Annotated in this window: 1 protein-coding gene; it reads right to left on the minus strand. The window is 68.3% G+C overall.

What is annotated here, in order from left to right; translation table 11 throughout:
- The coding region (locus ABZ420_RS35970; RefSeq protein ID WP_357132676.1) for an amino acid adenylation domain-containing protein at positions 1–1,679 on the minus strand (1,679 nt) is incomplete at both ends.

Genomic DNA, 1,679 nt, shown 5'->3' on the forward strand with positions numbered 1-1,679 from the left:
TCGATCCGCGGGGCGGGCAGTGCGCGGCGGTCGAGTTTCCCGTTCGGGGTCAACGGCAACGCCTCGAGCACCACGATCGCGTCGGGCACCATGTATCCGGTCAAGAACTCCGCGACCTGCCTACGCAGCACCGACGCATCCGAACTCGTCCCGGCATCGGGCACCACATACCCGACCAAGCGGTCACCGGCGTGCTCGTCGGCACGCACCACCACCACCGCCTGGCTCACCCCCGGGCACCGCAACAACGCCGCTTCGATCTCCCCGAGTTCGATACGGAACCCGCGCAGTTGGACTTGCTGGTCCCCACGCCCGGCGTACTCGAGGGTGGCCAGGCCACCCAGACCCACCCACCGGCCGATATCACCGGAGCGGTACATCCGAGAACCCGGCGCACCGAAGGGATTGGCGACGAAGCGGGTAGCGGCCAGGCCGGGACGGCCGAGGTAGCCGCGGGAGAGCTGAGCGCCCGCGACGTAGATCTCTCCGGCGACGCCGACCGGCGCGGGGTTGAGCCGGTCGTCGAGCACGTACGCGTCCAAGCCCGGGATGGCGCGACCGATCACGCTGGCCGGGTTGTCGGCCATCTGCTCATCGAGCGCCAGGTAGGACACGTGCACCGTGGTCTCGGTGATGCCGTACATGTTCACCAGCCACGGCGCGTCCACCGGGTGGCGCTCGTACCAGCGCTGCAACTGGCGCAGATCCAGTGCCTCACCGCCGAACACGACGTAGCGCAGCGCGAGTTCGCCCTGCTCGTCCGGGTGCGCGGCGCGGTCGGCCTCGGCGAGCTGGTAGAAGGCCGAAGGGGTCTGGTTGAGAACGGTGACCTGTTCGCGGATCAACAGCTCGCGGAACTGTTCCGGCGAGCGGGAAGTCAGGTAGTCGACCACGACGACGGTGCCGCCGTTGGCCAGCGCACACCACAGTTCCCACACCGAGAAGTCGAACGCGAAGGAGTGGAACAGTGTCCACACATCGGTGTCGTCGAACTCGAACAGCGACTGGGTGTTGGCGAACAACTCGACCACGTTGCGGTGCGCGACCCCCACACCCTTGGGCACACCGGTCGAACCGGAGGTGTAGATGACATACGCCAGGTTGTCCGGACGCAGCGGCGCCACACGTTCGCGGTTGCGGACGCGTGCGTCGTCGTAGCCGGTGGTGTCCTCCAGCAGGAGGGCCGGAATATTGCCCGCGGGTAGCGATTCCCGCTCGGTGGCGGTGGTCAGGATGCAGACCGGGGCGGCGTCTTCGAGCATGAACTCCAACCGCTGCACCGGATAGGTGGTGTCGATCGGCAGATACGCCGCACCCGCGGTCAACACACCCAACAACGCGACCGGTAGTTCCTCGGTGCGCGACACCGCCACCGCCACCACCGATTCCGGGCCAGCGCCCTGCGCGATCAACGCCCGAGCGACCCGGTTGGCGCGGCTTTGCAACTGCCCGAAGGTCAGGCTGGTGTCGCCGTAGCGGATGGCGACGGCGTCGGGGCGGGTGCGGGCCTGGGTGGCGATGACCTCCACCAGCGTCACTTCCGGCACGATCGCCCCCGGGGTGGACCACTCGTGCAACACCAGTTCCCGCTCGCCCGGGGCCAGCACATCGATATCCCCCACCACCACCGACGCGTCCGCGGCCACCGCCGCCAGAATGCGAGTGAACCGGTCGGCGAA

Origin of the sequence: Nocardia sp. NPDC005745, from assembly GCF_040630775.1 — a bacterium.
Classification (GTDB): domain Bacteria; phylum Actinomycetota; class Actinomycetes; order Mycobacteriales; family Mycobacteriaceae; genus Nocardia.